Genomic DNA, 22065 nt, shown 5'->3' on the forward strand with positions numbered 1-22065 from the left:
TTAAAACATAAAATACACAATGAAAAAATTACTACTATTAACCATTTTTATGGTTTCATTTATTTCTAGTGCGCAAGTTACTCTTACAGGAGTTGTAAAAGATAGTATTGGCTCACCTCTAGAAATGGCAAACATTTTAGCTGTAAACAAGGCAACAAAAAAAATGTCATCATATGGTTTTACAGATGCAAAAGGAAATTATAAATTAGATTTAGATAAAAATCAAACTTTCGAAATTAAAATAAGTTACATTGGTTTTAAAACTGTAGATTTTGTTGTAGAAACTAAATCAGAGGATATTGTAAAAAATATTACACTTAAAGAAGATAATTCTTTAGATGAAATTACAATTGTATCTAAAATGCCGGTTACCATAAAAGGAGATACGATAGTGTATAATGCAGATTCTTTTAAAAATGGTTCTGAACGAAAACTAGAAGATGTATTAAAAAAATTACCCGGAGTAGAAATTAATGATGATGGACAAATTGAGGTAGAAGGTAAAGTCGTAGAAAAAATTACAGTAGATGGTAAAGAGTTTTTTAGTGGAGATACAAAATTAGCATCTAAAAATATCCCTTCTAATGCAGTAGATAAAATACAAGTACTAAGAAATTTTTCTGATGTAAATCAGTTAAGCGGTGTTCAAAATAATCAAGATAGAGTAGCTATTAATATAAAATTAAAGGAAGGGAAAAAGAATTTTTGGTTTGGAGATGTCTATGCAGGTGCTGGGTTTACACCAAGTGATGATTTATACTTGTTTCAGCCCAAACTATTTTATTACAACCCAAAATATACATTAAATGTAATTGGAGATATCAATAATTTAGGTGAAGCAGTATTAAATAGAAGAGATTTAAGAGGTTTTAGCGGAGGTTTTAGAAGTCAAAGTCCGTCAAATGGAACAAATATAAACTTAGCAAGTGCTGGCATTGGTTTTTTAACACCAAATGCTAGAAATGCGAATAGAATAGAAACAAAACTAACCGCTTTAAACTTTAGCTACTCGCCAAACAAAAAATTAGATTTTAGTGGTTATTTAATTTGGTCTAGTAATAGTAACGGACAAAGAAATAGAAATATTATAGATTATAATGATCCATCTATACCAGATGATGTTACAGATAACACAACAGATCAAACTAGTAATTCGGTTTATTTAACTTTAAAACGATCTATAAGAAAAATATAAACAATCAATTAAATTATGATTTAAATGGTCGCTTTACAAACGAGTTTAGATTAGATAATGGTACATCTCAAATAATAGGTAATAATGTGCCAATTGTAGAAAACGAGAGCGCAACACCATTTACAATCAATCAGAACTTAAGTTACTTTTATACAGCAAACGAAAACAATATTTTTGCCCTAGAAGTGCAACATCAATTGCAAGACGAAGATCCTTTTTATGTATCTTCTATAGAGAATTTAGATCAAGATCCAAACAATAATGTAGATGGTTTTGATTCTGCAGCAGATGTTTTAGGTTTAGATAAATCACAACAGTTTTATACTTTAGAACAAGACAGACGAGTAAAATCTAATCAATTAGATGCAAAATTAGATTACTATTATATTATAAATAATAAAAGCAACTTTAATTTTGTAGGTGGTACTATTTTAAGTAAGCAAAACTTTGATTCTAGGTTTTTTCAACTTTTAGATAATGGCAGTTCATTAGATCCAACTTTAAATATTCCTAATTTAGCAAACCCAAGTACTACAAATGATGTAGAATACAATTTTACAGATATCTATGCAGGTATGCGTTATCGTGTTAAAGCAGGTATTTTTACTTTTAGGCCAGGTTTTACGGCACATTCTTACAATATTAATAATACCCAAGTTGGTGCAATAACAGATTTTAAAGATTCTTTCACTAAAATTTTACCAGAATTAAACATTATTGCTCAATTTAAAAAGAGTGAAAGTTTGCGTTTCAATTACAGGCAGCAAGTTAATTTTACAGATGTAAATCAACTAGCAGAAGGTATCGTTGCTAGAAGTTATAATTCATTTTTCTTTGGAAATAATGATATTATGAATGCTAGAGTAGAATCTATGAGTTTAAATTATAGTAGCTTTAATTTATTTAACAATATGTTTGTTTTTGGAGGATTAAACTATAACAAAACTATGGAGCAAATTGCTTCAATTGCAGATTTTGTTCCAGACGCAAATAACCCAAATGTAAGATCTAATGTTTCTACTAATACTAATTTAAACCTGCCTTATGATATAGAATCTATTAGTGCTTTCGGTCGATTTACAAAAACGTTTAGAAAAATTAGAACAAGTCTCGCAGCAAGCTTTTCAGATTCTCAAGCCTATCAATTATTTGGTACGGAAACTACAAAGTTAAATACCCAAAGTTATTCTATTACTCCAGGTATTAGAACTAACTATACAAAAGCGCCTAATGTTAGTTTAAACTATAGAGCTTCTTTTTCAGATCAAAACAGAACAGAATTAAGTACAAATAATGTTTCTAATTTTAAATCTGTTACGCATGCACCTTCTATAAATTTTGATGCTTATATTTGGAATTCTCTAACGTTAACTTCTGATTTTACTTACAATGAAGTTAGACAAAACGGTCAGCATCAAAATTCTTTTAAAATATGGGATTTATCATTATCATATAGAAAAGATAAAGATGCAAAGTGGGAGTATGAGTTTCAAGCAAGTAACATATTAGGAACAGAATCGAGAGTAAGTGTTAATAATGGAAACATTTCAAATTCGATTAACGAAACTTTTATTTTGCCTAGGTTAGTTACTTTTAGGGTAAGATATCAATTATAAAACATTTTAGTATAAAATTAAAAAGGCTCAAGAAATTGAGCCTTTTTTTATTTACTTTAATTATTTTAGCCGTATGAGTTTGTTAGCTACAAAGTCTCCTTTTATTGCAACTTTTAAAAGTTTAGGAGCACTATTTTTATTTATAGGTTTTGGTCTTTTTTTAGACAGTTTCTACATGGTAGAAATTACAGATAATGCACAGTTGTATGCAACTATTAGCATGATGATTGGTTTTTTAATTACTTTTTGGAGAGTAAATAAAAGAGTTAAAGAACAAATGATTTACGCTGTTTTAATTGGTATTATTGGCGAGTATTTGTTTTCTATTGTTATGGGTATGTATTCTTACAGATTGGGTAACGTGCCTCATTACGTGCCACCAGGTCATGCTTTGGTTTATGTAGCCGTTTTATACTTTTCTAAAGCATCATCAATTATTAAAAATAAAATTAAGCTAGAAAAATTTTTCACAATTTTTATATTGATTTATGCAACTGTTTTCTTAATTTTTAGAAATGATGTTTTTGGTTTTGTAATGACTATTGCAACAATTTTAATCTTAAGAAAGAAGCCAAGAGAAAGATTGTTTTATCTATCTATGTACATAACTGTAGCTTATTTAGAAATTGTAGGTACTAATTATTTATGTTGGCAATGGCCATCTACGGCTTGGGGTGTATTCGATTTTTCACCAAGTCACAATCCGCCAAGTGGTATAAGTTTTTTCTATTTTTTATTAGATTTAGGCACACTTTGGCTGTATAAAAAACGTCATAAAATAGCTTGGTCTCGAATGAAGAATGTTCGAAAAATTCGATTAAATTTATCAAAAACTACAAACTAAAATAAACGTAATACCGTTTTGTGTTAAAAGAGGTTTTAAATGTCTATAAATGTAAAATCAGTTTCAAAAATATATAAAACTCAAAAAGCCTTAAATAATGTTTCTTTTGCTGCAGAAAAAGGACAAATTGTTGGCTTTTTAGGTCCTAACGGAGCAGGGAAATCTACAATAATGAAGATTTTAACGGGTTTTATAAAACCTACTGATGGTGAAGTTTTTGTAAATGATATTGATGTGAAACAATTTCCTTTAGAAGTACAAAAAATCATCGGTTATTTACCGTAACACAATCCTTTATATACAGATATGTATGTAAAAGAATATCTGCAGTTTCAAGCATCAGTTCATAAAATCGATAAATCAGAAGTTAATATTTGTATAGAAAAAGTTGGTTTAACTGTAGAAGCACATAAAAAAATCAATCAACTATCTAAAGGTTATCAACAAAGAGTTGGTTTAGCAGCTGCAATTTTACACAATCCAGAAATTTTAATTTTAGATGAACCTACTACAGGTTTAGACCCTAATCAATTAGTAGAAATTAGAGCTTTAATTAAAGAGTTAGGAAAAAATAAAACTGTTTTGTTTTCATCACATATCATGCAAGAAGTAGAAGCTGTTTGCGATCGAGTAATTATCATAAAAAAAGGTGAGATTTTAATTGATAAAAAATTAGCAGAACTTACACAAACCAAAGAGCAAATTATAGAAGTTACTTTTGATTATAAGATTGAAGAACAATTTATAAGTAGACTACAAAATGTGGTTTCTTACAAAAACAATTACGACAATACTTGGTATATTACTTTTGAAAGTGAACAAGATATGAGACCCATAATTTTTGATTTTGCTCAAGAAAACGGTCTGAAAATTTTAAGTCTAAATAAGCAGAATAAAAATTTAGAAACTTTTTTTAGAGAAATAACTAATGATTAATCATTAGTTATTTCTTCTATTATATAGTTGTATGCTTCTAAAAGTGTTGGAAAAGTTATACTACTTCCCGCGCTTTTAAGTTCTGTATCTTTATATTGTGTTGTAATTCCTATCGGAATCATACCAGCAGCTTTTGCTGCATTTGTGCCTGTTAAACTGTCTTCAAAAACCCATAAATCTTTAAAATCTTCTTCATTAAAGTTTAATGCTCGGCTAAAGTTTTATATGCCTCTGGATCTGGTTTAGGTTTTTCATAATCCTGTACACCAAAAACAGTGGTAAAATTTAGATTTAAATGGGTTATACTATTTTTTAAAAACTGTTTAGTTGCATTGCTAGCAATACCATAAGGTATATTTTCTTTGGATAAAAAATCTGTAAATTCGTTAACTCCGGGTAATAAGTCCGGAATCGTAAAAAATTTATCAAGATGAATGTCCTTTAGTAAAAACAATTCTTCGGCTTTATTTTCTTGACCAATTGTGCTACAATAATAAGCTGCAATTACCATTGGAGATTTACCTGCATGACTTTTAGGAAAAGGAGGAATTTCTTTATTGAATAATTCTTTAAAAGCACTAGCCCAAGCATTTCCGTGGCTTTTAAAACTATGCACAATTACGCCATCAAAATCGAATAAAAAACCTTTAGGCAATACTTTTTTAACATTTGCTAACTTCTTTTCATTTACCAATTTAGATAAATAAGGATTCAAAAATTTATTTGTTGGATCTAATTCTCTTCTTAGTTCTTTGAAATCTTCCCATTTAGGATATATTTTAGATAATTGCGCATCTTTTGCTGCAAACCTTTTACCCCAATGTGGTCTACCACCGTGTTTAAGAAAAATTCTTTCTACACTTTTAAATGCCTCATAAGTATCTGCCGTAGCAGCATTTCTAGATACACAACCCATTGTAACAATATCTTCTTTGTAAGCGTAGCTTAACCAAGCGTTGTCTTTTTGTACAAAACGTACATCCATAGGTATGTGAATAAAAGATTTATTGTCCCATTTATTTACTTCTTCTTTTAGTTCTTTAAAAACTTGCGGAAATTTGTCTAAACCTATCGTCCATTCTGCTAATTCTAAAGTAGAACCTCTAGATTTTGTAACCGTCGCTTGATATAAAGAACCTTTGTGTTCTTTTTGAACTAAAAAAGCTTTAGCTAAAATATTGTTTGCAATTGCCGTAATCCAAGGAAATTTATGCGAATATTTATATAAAATTTTAGAAGCTGTTCTTCTATGTTTTAAATACTTTGGTCCGTTGTTTACATTAATTTCTTTGTCCTTATCAATTTTATCTCCAGTTATAACATAACCTTTACTGGTATGAGGTAACCATAGAACGCGTAAAAAATCGTGCTGTTTTAAACGATCTTTTATTTTTGGTAACCATTCTTTATCATTTTCTGGGCGTTCTTTAACATGTAAAGTATACTCTGTTTCACATTTAAAAGTTATTTCAGAAAGCACTCCTAACATTCCTAATGAAACTTTTACAGCATTCATAAACTCATCCGAACTCTTAATTTCTTTAACAGATCCATCTGCCAAAACCAATCTACAAGAGGTAATGTATTCTGATAAAAGTTTACCACTTGTACCATGCGTTCCTGTAGCCAAAGCACCACCAACTGTAACTGTATTAATGTCCGGCAAACAAGGTATGCACCAGCCAACTTTTTCGATAGCTTCTAACAAATCACCTAAAATTACGCCAGATTGCACAGTAATTGTTTTGTCGTTATAATTGTAAGAAACTATTTTGTTATAGGTTTTCATGTCTAACAAAGCATTGGTACCTGCTGCAATATCTGCAGAGGACTGTTTGTTTCCAAAAAAACGGATTTTATCATTGTTTGCAATTACATCCTGTAGTTCATTTTCTGTGGTGATTTTAAATAAAGACTTATAATTGTGTTTTAAGTTTTCATTCCAACTTACCCAAACTCCGTTTTCTTTTTGTTTCATGATATTCTATTTTTGTTAAACAAAAATAGTAATAAATAGTTTTATGTTACTATTATTTTGTTTTTTTTTGATTTGTAGTAGTTATAGTTTCATAGTTAAAACTTATTATATGGGTCAATTTTATAAGTTTAACTAATTCAATTTATACTTAATTTGCTGTTTTTCTAAAGTTGCTAATAACTCATTAGTAATGTGCAGTTTTGTATTTCTACTTGGCAAACTGATTTCTAATTTTTCTTTTTCGTCCCAAATTGTAAAGTTTAAGTTTTGTTTACCTGGTTTGTTTTTTAGAATAGATTCTAAATTTAAAATAGTATCCTCTTTAATGTCACTTAACGGTAATTGAATAGTTACTTTTTTACAAAGTTCATCCATAATGTCGTGAAGTAATTTCATTTCTGTAAACTTTAATCTTGGTTCGCCAGCAACACCTGTTTCCTTGTTCGTCCAACCAGGTTGTATGGTAGATCTTACAAATAAAAATGAATTTGGTACTAAGAAATGTTTCATTTTTAAGTAATCTTCACCAAAAATTCTAAATTCGTGACTATCACCATAATCTTCTATTGTAAAAGCTGCCCAACCTTTTCCTGCTTTAGAAACTCTGTGTTGTACATCGGTAATAATACCTGCAAAAGCCATGTTCATACCAACATATTTTGCAAGATCACCTTTAAAATGTTTTAAAGAAGCGTTACAAAATTTAAGTTCATTTTTAAAATCATCTAAAGGATGTGCAGAAATATAAATTCCGATAACTTCCTTTTCTTGTGAAAGTAATTCCATAGTTCCCCAAGTTTCACATTGCGGAATATCTGGTTCGGAAACTGAACCGTAGAAGCTTCACCAAACATAGAAACTTGTGCAGAATTTTCATTTTCTTGATATTTACTACCAAACTTCATGGCGCGTTCTAAAAACGTTTGTCCTTTTTCGTCAGTATCAAAATATTGCGCTCTGTGTGTATCTGTAAAAGAATCGAAAGCACCTGCTTTAATTAAACTATCAAAAGATTTTTTATTGGCAGCTCTTAAATCTACACGTTTTGCTAAATCGAATATAGAAGTATAGTTTCCGTTTTCTTCTCTTTCTTTAATAATTGCTCTTACAGCACTTGCACCAACTCCTTTAACAGCAGCCATACCAAAACGAACAGCTCCTTCTTTATTTACAGAAAATTTCAAGTAAGATTCATTTAAATCCGGCCCTAAAACTTCTAGTCCCATTCGTTTACATTCTTCCATAAAGAACGATACCGATTTAATATCGTTCATGTTGTTAGAAAGTACAGATGCCATATATTCTGCCGGATAATGCGCTTTTAAATATGCAGTTTGATACGCGATCCAAGCATAACAAGTAGAATGCGATTTGTTAAAAGCATAACTTGCAAATGCCTCCCAATCTTTCCGCATTTTTTCTAGTTTTTTAGGATCATGACCATTTGCAGCTGCTTGTTCTACAAATTTAGGTTTCATTTTATCTAGAACGGCAATTTGTTTTTTACCCATTGCTTTACGTAAAACATCGGCTTCACCTTTGGTGAAATCTGCCAATTTTTGCGATAAAAGCATTACTTGCTCTTGGTAAACTGTAATTCCATACGTTTCTGCCAAATATTCTTCCATGGCAGGTAAATCGTACTCAATATCTTCAGTTCCGTGTTTTCTATTAATAAAACTCGGAATGTATTCCATTGGTCCAGGACGATACAAAGCATTCATTGCAATTAAATCTGCAAAAACCGTTGGTTTTAAAGAACGCATGTGTTTTTGCATACCGGGAGATTCATATTGAAAAACACCAACAGTTTCTCCTCTTTGAAACAATTCATACGTTTTTACATCATCTAAAGAAAAGTTTTCTGGATCTAATTCTACGCCATGTCTAGCTTTTACAATTTTTACGGTGTCTTTAATTAAAGTAAGCGTTTTTAATCCTAAGAAATCCATTTTTAACAAACCTGCATTTTCTACTACAGAGTTGTCAAATTGGGTAACATACATGTCGGAATCTTTAGCCAAAGAAACCGGAACATAATTAGTAATATCACCAGGCGTAATAATTACACCACATGCATGTATACCAGTATTTCTAACAGAACCTTCTAATATTGTTGCTTTATTTACAGTTTCTGATGCTAAATCAGAACCATAAGAAATAGTTCTTAGTTCTTCTACAAGTTGTTTTTCTTCTGCACGTAAACCATCAACTTTTCCTTTACTTTTAGGATCGTCACCAAAAATATTTTTTAGTTTAATTCCTGGAATTAATTTTGCAATTCTATCGGCTTCAAACAACGGTAAATCTAAAACCCTGGCAGTATCTCTAATAGAAGATTTTGCAGCCATTGTACCGTAAGTAATAATTTGAGCAACTTGGTTTGCGCCGTATTTGTCAATTACATAATCCATAACTCGTCCACGACCTTCATCATCAAAATCAATATCAATATCGGGCATCGAAACACGTTCTGGATTTAAGAAACGCTCGAAAAGTAAATCATATTTAATGGGATCAATATTTGTAATCCAAAGACAATATGCAACTACAGAACCTGCGGCAGAACCACGACCAGGACCAACTGCAACATCCATGTTTCCGGCTTCTCTAATAAAATCTTCAACAATCAAGAAGTAACCAGGATATCCTGTTTTTTCAATAACTTCCAATTCAAAATCTAACCTTTCTTTGATAGATTCTGTAATTTCTCCGTAACGTTTTTTGGCACCTTCAAAAGTTAGGTGTTTTAAAAAAGCATTTTCTCCACGTTTTCCTCCGTCGATTTTATCTTCTTCGGATAAAAATTCTTCTCGAATATCAAAAGCAGGTAATAAAACGTCTCTAGCAAGCGTAAATATTTCTATTTTATCTACAATTTCTTGAATATTGATAATGGCTTCTGGTAAATCTGCAAAGAGTTTTTTCATTTCATCTGAAGATTTGAAATAATACTCTTGATTAGGCAAACCATATCTATAACCACGACCTTTACCAATTGGCGTAGCTTGTTTTTCACCATCTTTTACACACAATAAAATATCGTGTGCATTGGCATCTTTTTTATCTAGATAAAAAGTATTGTTTGTCGCAATAACTTTTATATCATGTTTTTTAGAAAATTTAAGTAAAGTTTCGTTAACAATTTTTTCATCTTGTTGATCATGACGCATTAATTCGATATAAAAATCGTCTTTAAATTGATCTTTCCACCAAAGTAAAGCTTCTTCTGCTTGTTTTTCACCTAAATTTAAAATCTTACTAGGAACTTCACCATATAAATTTCCGGTTAAAACAATAATATCTTCCTTATATTTTTCTACTAAAGCTTTGTCTATTCTTGGTACATAATAAAAACCATCTACAAAGGTTGCAGAAGACATTTTAGCCAAATTATGATATCCGTTTTTATTTTTTGCTAATAAAACTACTTGATATCCGTTGTCTTTTTGTGATTTGTTTTTATGGTCTTCACAAATATTAAACTCGCAACCAATAATTGGTTTCATAGGAGTTTCCGCATTTTTATTATGACTTAAAACTGCGTTTACAAAATGGAAAGCACCCATCATGTTTGCAGTATCTGTCATAGCAACTGCCGGCATGTTATATTTTGTTGCAGCTTTTACAATGTTACCCAATTGCATGGTACTTTGTAAAACAGAATATTGTGTGTGATTGTGTAAATGAGAAAACTGTACATCTTTTAATTCTGCTAAACCTTCTGATGTAGATTTAGTTTCTGAAACTCCTTTTAATTTTTCTAAACGCTTACGAATCTTATCGCTTTCTTGTTTTAGGTTGATGTGCTTTAAACCAATTACCTGAATTGGTTTCGGATTTGCTTCAGAGAAATTCTTAAAATAATCTGCATCTACATCTAATTCTTCTTGCGTAAATTCTCTTAAACGAATCAACTCTAAAAAACAACGTGTAGTTGCTTCAACATCGGCAGTTGCATTGTGAGCCTCACCAAAACCAACGCCAAATAAATGATTGTGCAATTCTGTTAATGTTGGTAATTTAAATTTACCACCTCGACCACCAGGAATTTGACACATGGTAGCTGTTTTTTCTGTACAAGTATCTAAAAGAGGTAAAGAAGTTAAGTTATTTTCTACACCTAATCTATGAAACTCACATCCCATAATATTAATATCGAAACCAACATTTTGACCTACAATAAATTTTGTTTTTTTTAAAGCTTCGTTAAAAAGTTCTAAACCTTTATCTAATTTGATACCTTGTTCTTCTGCCAATTCAGTAGAAATACCGTGAATTCTTTCTGCATCATACGGAATATTAAAACCATCTCGCTGAATAAGAAAATCGTTGTGTTCTAGCACATTTCCCATTTTGTCATGCAATTGCCATGCAATTTGAATACACCTTGGCCAATTGTCTGTATCGGTAATTGGTGCGTTCCAGCTTTTTGGTAAACCAGTAGTTTCTGTATCAAAAATTAAGTACATAAATTGCTTTTAGTTTGATGATTTTATTCTTTTGAAAAGGACTGTAAATTTAGAGTTTTGTTATTGATTTTTAGACTAACAATGCAATCTTTTATCAACATTAAAAACTACTTTTTTATTGCTTAAAAATAACAAATTTGGTTATTCTTTTTAATATTAAATCTATCTTAAGTTAATATTAAGTCTTTATCAATGTTAATATTTAACATCGGTTTTGCTGTTTTGGATTATAGTTTTGAGGTTAATTAAAAACCTAACTTTTATTTAAATTATGAAACTATCAATAATGAAAACACGAATAACCATTGTAGCATTGTTTGCTTTTGGTATGTTGTTTTTAAACAGTAATCAAACCTATGGTCAGGCTACAAATGCGACTGTTAAAGGTAAAATTATAGATGCAGAAGGCTTGCCTTTAATGGGTGCAACTGTTATTGTAAAAAACACGGCTACTGGTTTTACATCTGGTACAACAACTAATGAAACCGGTAATTATAAAATACAGCAATTGCCTTTGGGAGGTCCTTATAATGTAACTGCTAAATTTTTGGGCTTTCAAGATGCTGTAAAAAAAGGTTTTATGTTAAACCTTAACGATGCAATTTCTTTAGATTTTACTTTACAAGAATCTTCTACTTCTTTAAGTGAAATTGTAATTTCTACAAATAGTATTGTAAAAAGAATACAACAAGTAGGCGCATCAACAAAAATTGGCGCAGGTCAAATTAAAAATTTACCATCCGAAGGAAGAAATTTTACAAGATTAACAAGTCTGTCTCCTTTACAGGGTGGCGGAAGCATAAATCTTGGTGGGCAAAGAAGAACATCTACAAATGTTACTATTGATGGTGTAAATTTTAGAAATACACTAACAGCAGGTGAAATTGGTCGTGGACCTTATACAATTTCTCAAGAAGCAATTAGAGAATTTGAAGTGTCTACAAACGATTATGACGTTACGCAAGGTAGACAAGGTGGTGGCTCTATTACTTCGGTTACTAAATCTGGTACAAATAATTTTGAAGGAAGTGCATTTTTTATCACAGAGCAGATAATTTACAAAGTCAATATACAATACAAGGTCAAGAAAGAAGTGCAGATTTTTACAATTCGCAATCTGGTTTAAGTATTGGAGGACCAATAATTGAAGATAAATTACATTTTTTCTTAGTTTACGAAAGACAAGATGCCGGTGATCCTCAATTTATCGCAAATATAGAAAGTGACGACGATGCGAATAGATTAGGAATAACTGAAGGTAATTTAAATAGATTTTTACAGATTGGTAGAGATAAATATGGTGTAAGTAATTCACAGCAAATTGGTCAATTTGATAGAGTAACAGAGGCAAATAACCTGTTCTTTAGACTTGATTGGCAAATAAATGATAAGCATAGATTAACATTTAGAAATTTGTATAATAAATGGGACAATCCTTTTAGTGTAAGTGATAATTCTAGTATTGAGATTGCAGAATCTTTTTCTGATTTTGTATCAAAAGAAAATAGTATGTTTTTGTCTTTACGTTCTGTTTTTACGCCAAGTGTAACCAACGAATTTAAAGTACAATATCAGCGTGCAGAACGTATATTTAGTCCAAATTCTGAATTGCCTTCTCAAAACATACCAAGAGCAATTGTACAAGTAGAATCTGTTTTGCCAAACGGAAAAACAAGTAATAGAAGTGTGCAGTTAGGTGGACAGCGTTTTACACCAGAAACAAATTTAGAAAATCAAATACAAATTTCTAACACAACCTATTTAACTAAAGGAAAGTTTAATTTTACTTTTGGTACAGATAATATGATAACTGCATTAGAAACGCAGTTGTCAAATGAGCAAAATGGTCGTTTTTTCTTCGATTCTTTAGATGATTTCGATAATTTAAATCCGTCTAGATTTGCAAGAGAAGTTCCGTTACAAGGTTCTACTTTGGTAAAGCAAACTGTTTTAGATTTATCAGTTTTCGGACAAGTAGAATTTGATATCAATCCTAATTTAAATTTTTCTGCAGGCATTAGATATGACGCAACAGCATTTGTTAATTCGGCAGAATTTAATCCATTAGTTTTTCAAGAGTTAGGAATTCGTACAGATGTAAAGCCGGAAGATTTTGATAATATTCAACCAAGGTTTCAATTAATATGGAATATAAAAGGAAAAGACACAGATATTTTAAAACTTGGTGGAGGTATTTTTACTTCTCAGCCACATTATTATGCGCAAGTAAATAATATACAAAATAGCGGAACATTAATTGGTGCAGTTGATGTTACAGGTGCAGATGTTCCTTCTCCAGACTTTCCTGGTTACAGAAACGATCCAAGTACAGTTCCTGGTGTGCCAGCAGGTGTTACACCGTTTTCTACAATAAATGCTGTAAGCCCAGATTTCGAAATTCCAACAATATACAAGGCAAACGTAAATTATACACACTTTTTCGGAGATAAATATAGTTTAGGTGTAAACGCAATTTTTAGTCATACTAAGAACAATTATGTTTATCAAGAAGCTAATTTAGTTTCAGAGCCTTATTTTGTAACACCAGAAGGAAGAGAAGTTTTTGTGCCTGCAAATACAATTCCTTCAAACGGAAGAGCAGATTGGACAGCGTCAAGAGCATCCGATTTAGTTGGAAGAACGTTGGTTTTAAATTCTGATGGAATTCTAGATAATTTAGCTTTAGTTGTAGAAGGTTCTGCAAAAATTGGTGAAGACGGTTATTTAAACGCAAGTTTTACCGTAAATAGTTCTAAAGATAATTCTTCTTACAACTGTTGTGTTGCAAATACATCTACTTTTTTACCTGTTACAGGAGATCCTAGAGATTTAAATTATGGGTATTCTGATAATCATTTTGATACTAAACTTGTTGTAAACGGAGCAACACCAACTTGGAAAGGTTTTACCTTAGGTGCTACTGTTGTTGGTACTGGCGGATCTAGATATTCTTTACATACTTCAGGAAACAAAAGTGCAAACGGAGATTTTAACTTGAGCAATGATATTGCATATATCTACGATCCAGCAGATCCAAGTACACCACAAAATATTGTAGATGATTACAACGAAATTTTAAACGATCCAGAAACTACAGATGGTTTTAAAGAGTATTTAAGAGAAAGTTTTGGTGGTTTTGCAGAAAGAAATGGTGGTAAAAACCCATTTAGAGCAACTGTAGATCTTCGTCTTCAGAAAAAAATTGAATTTAATGGTTCTAAAAGTGCTTTAGAGTTTTCTGCAGATGTTTTCAATTTTATGAACTTACTTAACAAAGAATGGGGAAGAACAAATAACTTTAGTAGAAGAAGAAATTTTATGAATATCACTGGTTTCGATCAAAATACCAAAAGTTATACTTATAGCGTACAAACTGGTGCGGGTACAGAACCAATTAATGGAACTCCATGGAGATTACAATTAGGTGTTAGATATTCTTTTAATTAAAATAGTGTTGATTTAGTTTTTAAGGCTTGGTAAATTTTTATCAGGCCTTTTTTTAACAAAATGTAATTTATGAAATATAGCATATATATAGTTGTAACCTTATTAATGATTATTGGTTGTTCTCAATCTAAAAATCTTATCGATACAGATAATTCTTTTGCTAAAGAAAATTATCTAGCAAATAAAACCGGAGCCGTTTTACCTGTTGATTATAAGTTTGTAAATAAAAAAAGTTTTAAAGTTTTAACATGGAATGTAGAGCATTTTGTGGATGCTTTCGATAACCCCTACATAGATTCTAAAAGAGAGAATAACCCAGACTCTTTAATGAGTAATAAAGTAGCTTATCTAGCGGATGCTTTAACTAAGATAAATGCAGATATTGTTGTGCTTCAAGAGTTTGAAAGTGCTAGCTTTTTAAAAAATATTGCAGCAACTAAATTGAAAAACTTAGGATATAAATACTTTGCAGATATACCAAGTCATGGTTGGTATATGAATGTAGTTGTCATGAGCAAAGTGCCTTTGGGTATAATATATGGTTATGGTAATGTAACAACGCCTGTTTTAAATTATAAAGATGAAAACGGATTAGCGCAAACTCAAAATAATTTAAATACCGTAATGTGGTCTATAGAAGTTTATCCAAGTAAAAATTATAATTTTCTTCTTACGGGAGTTCATTTAAAAGCTGGTAGAGGAGAGAGAAATATAGCAATGAGAAAAGGACAGATTAACTTTTTAAAACAGCAGTTTAAACGTTTTTTAAAAGAGGATAAAAATAAAAACATTATGGTTCTTGGAGATTTTAATAGTGTACAAAAAAGTGAAGAAATAAATATGTTTTTAAATGAAAAAGTGAAGAAAGAAAGATTTATCGATCCTTTGCCAAAAAACATCATGACGCACAATTCTAAAGATCCTAAACGTAGATTAGATTATATCTTAATAAACACAAATATGTTTAAAGAATATATTCAAAAATCTGCAAGTGTACCTCAATTATACAATGCAAATAAAATGAGCATTATTAGTGATCATTTACCTGTTGTAGCAAAATTTAACATTAATTAGAAAAAATATCAATGAAAAAAATTATAATAATAGTATTTGTTGCTTTTACAGTATATTCATGTAAAACAACCTTTAAATCAACTGAAAACAATACAGCTTCAAAGCAATCTACAAACGATAAAACTGCAGACTTTACACTCGCTTTTGGATCTTGTAATAAACCGAATCAAAAGAATTTATTATGGGATGATGTTGCAGCTGTAAACCCAGATGTATGGCTTTGGGGAGGAGATATTATTTATGCAGATACAGAAGATATGGCTAAAATGGAAGCAGATTATAATCTTCAAAAAAAGCAAAAAGGTTATGATGCTCTTTTAAAACAAACAAAAATTTTAGGAGTTTGGGATGATCATGATTTTGGTGCAAATGATGCGGGTGTAGAATATCCGAAAAAAGAAAAAAGTCAGGAGTTATTGTTAAATTTCTTAGGAGTTGATAAAAACTCTGCTAGAAGAAATAGAGAAGGCGTTTATCATTCTGAAGTTATAAAAACGGCTAAAGGTTCCGTGAAAATTATGTTGTTAGATACTCGTTATTTTAGAACAGATATCAGTAAAAAAAGTGTAAACGGAGATCAAGAGAATCGTACGATTCTTGGGGAAAAACAATGGGCTTGGTTAGAAAATGAATTAGTTAATTCTAACGCACAGTTTAATATCATTTTAAGTAGTATACAAGTAATAGCAGAAAAGCATCCGTATGAAAAATGGGCAAATTTTCCGTTAGAACGTAAAAAAATGTTAGATTTAATTGTGTCTTCAAAAGCTAATAATGTAATTCTATTATCTGGAGATCGTCATATATCAGAGTTTTCTAAAGAAGAAGTAAGTGGTTTAGCATATCCGTTAATTGATTTTACTTCTAGTGGAATGACGCATGCAAGTAAGAATTTTACAAAAGAATACAATCCGGCAAGAATTGGTAAGGTTGTGTCGTCAATAAGTTTCGGAGTGTTAAAAATTAATTTTGACAAAAATAGTGTAGGAATGGAAATGCGAGGAGATGATACTTTACAGCAAAAAATAGAGCAAGTTTATCCTTTAAAATAATTAAAAGCGTTTACTCTAAATATTATTTTATTTCAGTATTTAAAAGACAAGCTGTTTTTCTTTTTGAAGTGTTGTAGCAATAGTTTGACGGGTGACTCCAATAAGGTCACCCATGTCTTTTTTAGAAAGTAGATTACTCAATAAAAAACGTTGTCCTTTTGTATTTGTAACTTCGATATTGTAATATTCTTGCAAAGACTTTACTTTATCTTCAATATTTTTTTCTTTAATAGTCTTTAATTTCACCTCTGCAGAACACCATCTTTTTACAATGTAAGAAATAAACCAATTTGTAACAGCGGGTTCTGTTGTGGTTAAGTTTTTAAAAAATCTAGGTCATATAATCTTATTTTGCAATCGATTAAAGCTTTTGCGTATTCATTAAAAATACCATTTAGATATTTTAAATTACCAAAAAACTCATTATGAGGTAAAACTTCATATACAAAACTATCACCGTCATCAGAATAGCCACCTAATTTTACTGCACCTGTTATTATTTCGTAAATAAAATTGTCTTTGTTTGGTGGTAAATAGATGTAATCGTTCTTTTTTACATCAATCTCAAATATTAATTGATCATTAATTGGTTTGTTTAAACTTTGTAAATAGGGTAAAAGCTTAAAATCTTCAAAACCTTTATTAATCGGTCTAATATCGTTCATTATGTTGTTTAATTGATTTAGCAGATAAATGTAAATTTTTACGCATGCTCTAATGTTAAGCAATTATTATTTAACATCATTTTATAAAAAAAAGCCAATCCAATTAAGGATTGACTTTTAATTAACTAACTATTATCAAATTCAAATTTCACTATTTATTAACTATGCTAATTCTTCTTCGACCATTAAAATATTAATAGCTGATTGAATTTTTTGCTGTTGTTGTTCTAACATTTTTCTTGTTGATGGTGCAAAAGCATCTTCCTTTAAAATCTCTTTATACTCTTCTAAACTTGCTTTTTCACCTCTTAAAGCTTCCTCTAAAATTGCCTCTTCATCATTTGTACTAAATAAAGACTTTAAAGACATCCAGTTTCTGTGCATTGCACCTTTAAAAGATCCGTCATCTTCCGGAATTTGGCCGTAAGACAATATTTCTGTTCTTAATTCTTTAGCAAATTGGCTTCTTTCTGAAGCTCTATTTTTAAAGAAAATTTTTAAATTAGAACTTTCTACGTTTTCTGCAGAGTTTAAATATCCTTTCTCTGCATCGTAATTTTTCTCTAGTAATTCGTTTAACTTATTCGAAATTTTTTCTGTGTACTTCATTGTGTCATTTTCATTTTAATTTCAATATCGTTTTTTATAGATGTGTATTGTTTCGCATCTGCAACTCAAAGATACAAGCTAAATTAGAAGATAAAAGATGTTTAACAAGGTTTGTGATTTCTTAACTATTTTTAACGGTCTTAATGTTAAAATAGTGGGTTAAGCTTTAACATTTTTATCAAAATCATTGTGAGCCAATATAATAGTTGATTAATAGAAAAAAAGTTGTATTTTTGCGCCCACTTACCACGAGATGGTAAGATTATTAATAATCAAGGTCGAGAACCTTAAAAAATTAACAAATTATGTCTGTAAAAATCAGATTACAAAGACACGGTAAAAAAGGGAAACCATTCTATTGGATCGTTGCCGCTGATGCTCGTGCAAAAAGAGATGGTAAATACTTAGAAAAAATTGGTACTTACAATCCTAACGTAAACCCTGCAGAAATCAACTTAAACGTAGATAAAGCTGTACAATGGTTACAAAATGGTGCACAACCAACACAAACTGCAAAAAACATTTTATCTTACAAAGGTGCAATGTTAAAAAATCATTTAGCTGGTGGTGTTAGAAAAGGTGCTTTAACTCAAGAGCAAGCAGATGCAAAATTTGCAGCTTGGTTAGAGGCAAAGTCTACAAAAATTGCTGATAAAGAAGCAGGTTTATCTAAAGCTCAATCTGATGCAAAAGCAGCAGCTTTAGCAGCAGAAAAAGCAGTTAACGAAGCAAGAATTGAAGCAGCTAAACCAGTTGTAGAAGAGGTTGCTGAAGAAGTAGCTACAGAAGAAGCAGCTCCAGAAACTATTGATGAAGCAGCAGAAAAAGCAGCAGAATAAATTATAAAGTTATACGAATATGCGTAAAGAAGATTGTTTTTATTTGGGCAGAATCGTAACAAAATATAGTTTTAAGGGCGAAGTTGTTATCAAGTTAGATACAGACGAACCCGAGTTGTACAAAAATATGGAATCAGTTTATGTCGAATTTGGCACAAACCTGGTTCCATTTTTTATTGATAAAAGCTCGCTACATAAAGGTAATCAACTACGTGTGCAGTTTGAAGATGTTTACTCTGAAGAAGAGGCAGATTCAATTTTAAAATGTGGTGTTTATTTACCCACAACAATGTTACCAAAACTAACCGGAGATAAGTTTTATTACCACGAAGTAATAGGTTTTAAAGTGGTTGATGCTAATTTTGGCGAAGTCGGTACAATTGTTCATATAAATGACAAAGCTGCTCAACCATTATTTGAAATCGATAGAGATGGTAACGAGGTATTTATACCAATGGTAGACGATTTTATTAAAAAAGTTGATAGAGAAAATAAAACTATAGAAGTAGAAACTCCTAACGGACTTATAGAACTTTATCTATAAAAAGAGAGGTGCTAGAGCGGTCGAATAGGCTACCCTGGAAAGGTAGTGTGCTGGTAACGGTACCAAGGGTTCGAATCCCTTTCTCTCTGCTAAAAAAATATATATTTAAAATTTAATTATTTAAAAAGTTCTGTGTAATTAAACACAGAATTTTTAGTTTAAAAAACTAATATTTTGTCAAAACCATTTAGATTTAAAGAGTTTACGGTGCATCAAGATAAAACTGCCATGAAAATTGGTACAGACGGTGTTTTATTAGGAGCTTGGTGTTCTTTAGGTGAGTATCCAGATACTGTTTTAGATGTTGGTTCTGGTACAGGTGTTATTTCTTTAATGATAGCACAACGTTGTGATGCAATGACTATTGATGCTGTAGAAATTGATGAAGGTGCTTACGAACAAAGTGTAGATAATTTTGAAAAATCTGATTGGGCAGACCGTTTGTATTGTTACAATGCAACTTTTAAAGAATTTGCAGACGAAATAGAGGAGGAGGAAGAAGAGTATGATGTTATAGTTTCTAACCCGCCATTTTATACAGATAATTTCGAAACCGACGACAATGCCGTAAATCAAGCTAGATTTACATCGGCTTTATCATTTGAAGATTTAATAAGTAATACAGCAAAAATTTTATCTAAATCGGGTGTTTTTTCTGTAATTATTCCTTTTAAAGAAGAAACAGGTTTTATTGATTTAGCAAAAAAATCATTTATTTCCTACTAGAATTTGCCGAGTTAAAGGCACAGAAACATCAGAAATTAAAAGAAGTTTATTAGAGTTTTCTTTTATTGAAAAAGAATTTTCGTTAGAAAATTTAACAATAGAAATCTCTCGACATGAATATACAGAAGCTTATAAAAATCTTACAAAAGATTTTTATTTAAATATGTAAATTTTTATGTTAGCCAATAACGTTATTTGGATTATAACCTAAATAAGGCACTTCTTTTTCTTTAAATTTTATTCCGTAATTTTCTAATTCTTTTAAAATTGGCTCGTACACTTCTTTAGAAATAGGTAGTTGTACTCCCGGAGTTTTAATTTCGCCTTTTAAAATCTTTAAAGCAGCAATTGCAACCGGTAAACCAACAGTTTTTGCCATAGCAGTATATTTTTGATTTTCGCCAATAACAACCAAGCTACTTTCTATTTGTTTTTTTTCTCCGTTTAATTCGTAACCAAATAAATGTTGCATAACAATCATGTCTTTATCATCTTCTTGTAATGTCCAAGAATCTTCGAGAATTTTTTGCAACATTTGTGCAGGGGTTGCGTTTTTTAAACCAATAATTTTCTTAGGATTAAAAAGATCAAGCTCAACTAATTTTTGCCACATAATATCATCTTGATCAATTTTTAAATACGAACGTAATTTTAGTTCAACAGAATCTGAAGGTGAATAGGCTAAAAATAGATTTACAAAATCTCTATAGCTCATTTTATCAGAATTTTCTATGATGTATGTATCATCTGTCATACCCAATTGCACAAAAATATTCCATGCTCTAGAAAAACCAACTTTTCTAATGGTGCCTCTGTACATTGTTGGTATGTTTTCTAAACCGTAAACATTTCTATATTTTAAAGAATCTCTGTTAGCATAGGCTTCAAAATTTCCGCTTCCATTAATTTTTAAAAACTCTGTACGTCTAAATAATTTATGATAAGGTATGTATTTGTAAGTTCCTTCTTGTATAAACATTGCGGCACCGCCTTGTCCTGCTAAAACTACATTTCTCGGATTCCAAGTAAATTTGTAATTCCATAAATTAGTGTCGCTTTCTGGTGCTACTAATCCGCCTGTAAAAGATTCAAATAAAAGTAATTTGGCATTTTTTTCTCTTAATTTATCAAGAACTTGCATTGCACTCATGTGATCAATTCCTGGGTCTACACCAATTTCATTCATAAATACCAAACCATTTTCTTTTGCTTTAGAATCTAAGGCTTTCATTTCTTCGGATATATAAGAAGCGGTTACCAAATGTTTTTTTAATTTGATACAATCTTTTGCTACTTCAATATGAAATCTTGCAGGTAACATAGAAATTACAATATTTGCATTTTCAATACACTTTAAGCGATTTTCTTGATCAAAAACATCCAATTGAATAGCTTTTGCATTCTTTTGTTTTCCAATTAATTTTTTTGCATTATCAACAGATACATCACCTATTGTAATGTAGATATTTTCTTGTTCAGATTTGTCTAAAAGATATTTTATAAGAGAAGAACTAGATTTACCTGCGCCAATAATTAGAATGTTTTTCATGGAATAAGATGTATTTTTGTATGTAATACGAATATACATTAATTGTTTAAAATTAAACAAAAACCATTAAAAATGTTTAAAAATTTAATTATTACTAGTGTGCTTGGTGCTTTGGCTATTGTTTTAGGTGCTTTCGGCGCGCATGCATTAAAAGAAAGTTTATCTGCAACAGAGTTGCTTAGTTTCGAAACAGCGGTTAGATATCAAATGTATCATGTAATAGTTTTACTTTTTGTAAATACTTATAACGGATTTACAATTTCTCAAAAAAATAAGATAAGTTTATTTTTCTTTTTAGGAATTTTATTCTTTTCAGGTTCTATTTATGCAATAAATTTAACTTCAATTACGGCAAAATCTATTTGGTTTGTAACACCATTGGGTGGTTTGTTTTTTATAATTGGTTGGATTTTAATGATTACACTATTCGTAAAAAAATATCAAATAAATAATATATTCATAAAAAAGAGGTAAATAACTTTTCTGTAAAAAAATATTGTTTAATTTTGTCGTGTAATA

At 30.4% G+C, this 22065-nt stretch carries 16 protein-coding genes, 1 tRNA gene and 3 pseudogenes; 13 read left to right on the forward strand and 7 right to left on the reverse strand.

Annotated features, from left to right (window positions below; all coding sequences use genetic code 11):
- Window positions 1–19: 19 nt before the first annotated feature.
- From ACZ1HD_RS03015 to gldA, 4 genes and pseudogenes are all read left to right on the forward strand, one after another.
- A complete protein-coding gene (locus tag ACZ1HD_RS03015) occupies window positions 20–1195 on the forward strand; it encodes a carboxypeptidase-like regulatory domain-containing protein (RefSeq protein WP_472688610.1) in 1176 nt (391 codons plus the stop codon).
- 86 nt (window positions 1196–1281) lie between these two features.
- Window positions 1282–2811, forward strand: a complete 1530-nt coding sequence (locus ACZ1HD_RS03020) for an outer membrane beta-barrel protein (RefSeq protein WP_472688611.1) — start codon at window positions 1282–1284, stop codon at window positions 2809–2811.
- Between the two features lie 73 nt (window positions 2812–2884).
- Window positions 2885–3655 (forward strand): hypothetical protein, encoded by a 771-nt coding sequence (locus ACZ1HD_RS03025; protein WP_472688612.1) that lies wholly within the window; start codon window positions 2885–2887, stop codon window positions 3653–3655.
- Between the two features lie 39 nt (window positions 3656–3694).
- Window positions 3695–4591 (forward strand): annotated as a pseudogene (gldA, locus tag ACZ1HD_RS03030) (gliding motility-associated ABC transporter ATP-binding subunit GldA).
- Here the strand turns inward: gldA and ACZ1HD_RS03035 are convergent.
- The 3 genes and pseudogenes from ACZ1HD_RS03035 to dnaE all read right to left on the reverse strand — a co-directional run bounded on the left by ACZ1HD_RS03035 (window position 4588) and on the right by dnaE (window position 11041).
- Window positions 4588–4713: a hypothetical protein gene (locus ACZ1HD_RS03035; RefSeq protein WP_472688613.1), complete on the reverse strand. Its 126-nt coding sequence runs from the start codon at window positions 4711–4713 to the stop codon at window positions 4588–4590. The pseudogene gldA and the gene ACZ1HD_RS03035 sit on opposite strands and share 4 nt — an antisense overlap.
- An 80-nt stretch (window positions 4714–4793) precedes the next feature.
- Complete coding sequence (locus ACZ1HD_RS03040) at window positions 4794–6569, reverse strand: D-arabinono-1,4-lactone oxidase (RefSeq protein WP_472688614.1); 1776 nt, start codon at window positions 6567–6569, stop codon at window positions 4794–4796.
- 132 nt (window positions 6570–6701) lie between these two features.
- A pseudogene (gene dnaE, locus ACZ1HD_RS03045) lies at window positions 6702–11041 on the reverse strand (DNA polymerase III subunit alpha).
- 286 nt (window positions 11042–11327) lie between these two features.
- On the opposite strand from dnaE, the gene ACZ1HD_RS03050 reads away from it, so the two are divergent.
- The 4 genes from ACZ1HD_RS03050 (at window position 11328) to ACZ1HD_RS03065 (ending at window position 16614) form a co-directional block, all read left to right on the forward strand.
- Entirely contained in the window at window positions 11328–12167 is an 840-nt protein-coding gene (locus ACZ1HD_RS03050) for a carboxypeptidase-like regulatory domain-containing protein (protein ID WP_472688615.1), read from the forward strand.
- Between the two features lie 254 nt (window positions 12168–12421).
- Window positions 12422–14488, forward strand: a complete 2067-nt coding sequence (locus ACZ1HD_RS03055) for an outer membrane beta-barrel protein (protein ID WP_472689261.1) — start codon at window positions 12422–12424, stop codon at window positions 14486–14488.
- Between the two features lie 69 nt (window positions 14489–14557).
- On the forward strand, window positions 14558–15562 hold the full coding sequence (locus ACZ1HD_RS03060; protein WP_472688616.1) for an endonuclease/exonuclease/phosphatase family protein: 1005 nt from the start codon (window positions 14558–14560) through the stop codon (window positions 15560–15562).
- Window positions 15563–15573: 11 nt separating this feature from the next.
- Window positions 15574–16614: an alkaline phosphatase D family protein gene (locus ACZ1HD_RS03065; protein WP_472688617.1), complete on the forward strand. Its 1041-nt coding sequence runs from the start codon at window positions 15574–15576 to the stop codon at window positions 16612–16614.
- 39 nt (window positions 16615–16653) lie between these two features.
- Here ACZ1HD_RS03065 and ACZ1HD_RS03070 read toward each other — a convergent pair whose 3' ends face one another.
- The 3 genes from ACZ1HD_RS03070 to ACZ1HD_RS03080 all read right to left on the reverse strand — a co-directional run bounded on the left by ACZ1HD_RS03070 (window position 16654) and on the right by ACZ1HD_RS03080 (window position 17888).
- Window positions 16654–16860: a hypothetical protein gene (locus ACZ1HD_RS03070; RefSeq protein WP_472688618.1), complete on the reverse strand. Its 207-nt coding sequence runs from the start codon at window positions 16858–16860 to the stop codon at window positions 16654–16656.
- Between the two features lie 68 nt (window positions 16861–16928).
- Entirely contained in the window at window positions 16929–17279 is a 351-nt protein-coding gene (locus ACZ1HD_RS03075; RefSeq protein ID WP_472688619.1) for a cyclic nucleotide-binding domain-containing protein, read from the reverse strand.
- A 162-nt stretch (window positions 17280–17441) separates the two neighbouring features.
- A complete protein-coding gene (locus tag ACZ1HD_RS03080; protein WP_077811144.1) occupies window positions 17442–17888 on the reverse strand; it encodes a ferritin-like domain-containing protein in 447 nt (148 codons plus the stop codon).
- Between the two features lie 305 nt (window positions 17889–18193).
- On the opposite strand from ACZ1HD_RS03080, the gene ACZ1HD_RS03085 reads away from it, so the two are divergent.
- The 4 genes and pseudogenes from ACZ1HD_RS03085 to ACZ1HD_RS03100 all read left to right on the forward strand — a co-directional run bounded on the left by ACZ1HD_RS03085 (window position 18194) and on the right by ACZ1HD_RS03100 (window position 20166).
- Entirely contained in the window at window positions 18194–18727 is a 534-nt protein-coding gene (locus ACZ1HD_RS03085; protein WP_077811145.1) for a 30S ribosomal protein S16, read from the forward strand.
- Window positions 18728–18746: 19 nt separating this feature from the next.
- Window positions 18747–19271, forward strand: coding sequence for a ribosome maturation factor RimM (gene rimM / locus ACZ1HD_RS03090; RefSeq protein WP_340935067.1), 525 nt, complete (start codon window positions 18747–18749; stop codon window positions 19269–19271).
- Window positions 19272–19273: 2 nt separating this feature from the next.
- A tRNA-Ser gene (locus tag ACZ1HD_RS03095) sits at window positions 19274–19360 on the forward strand.
- A 139-nt stretch (window positions 19361–19499) separates the two neighbouring features.
- Window positions 19500–20166, forward strand: a pseudogene (locus ACZ1HD_RS03100) (tRNA1(Val) (adenine(37)-N6)-methyltransferase).
- A gap of 9 nt (window positions 20167–20175) precedes the next feature.
- Here ACZ1HD_RS03100 and ACZ1HD_RS03105 read toward each other — a convergent pair.
- Window positions 20176–21546, reverse strand: a complete 1371-nt coding sequence (locus tag ACZ1HD_RS03105; protein WP_340935064.1) for a saccharopine dehydrogenase family protein — start codon at window positions 21544–21546, stop codon at window positions 20176–20178.
- A 72-nt stretch (window positions 21547–21618) separates the two neighbouring features.
- Here ACZ1HD_RS03105 and ACZ1HD_RS03110 point away from each other — a divergent pair, with 72 nt between their 5' ends.
- Entirely contained in the window at window positions 21619–22020 is a 402-nt protein-coding gene (locus ACZ1HD_RS03110; protein ID WP_472688620.1) for a DUF423 domain-containing protein, read from the forward strand.
- The last annotated feature ends 45 nt before the right edge of the window (window positions 22021–22065 follow it).

The sequence above is a fragment of the Polaribacter sp. HA6-7 genome, from assembly GCF_055693625.1.